Annotated in this window: 1 rRNA gene; it reads right to left on the bottom strand. The window is 37.1% G+C overall.

Annotated features, from left to right (window positions below):
* Positions 1-79 (bottom strand): 5S ribosomal RNA (rrf, locus tag BAQ48_RS20570); the annotation flags it as partial.
* Positions 80-221: the final 142 nt, after the last annotated feature.

Raw genomic sequence — 221 nt, 5'->3', positions numbered from 1 at the left:
AACTACCATCGGCGCTAGAGAGCTTAACTTCCGTGTTCGGTATGGGAACGGGTGTGACCTCTCTGCCATCATTACCAGACATTATTCTTTTGAGACAATCATTATTATAACTGATTCACTTTAAAAGTCAACAAGTTTTTTATGTTCTCTCAAAACTAGATAACATTTGCTACATATTATATGGTTAAGTCCTCGATCTATTAGTATTCGTCAGCTCCACA

It is taken from the genome of Bacillus luti, from assembly GCF_001884105.1.
In the GTDB taxonomy this organism is placed as follows: domain Bacteria; phylum Bacillota; class Bacilli; order Bacillales; family Bacillaceae_G; genus Bacillus_A; species Bacillus_A luti.
This window is presented reverse-complemented; position numbering and strand designations above follow the sequence as displayed.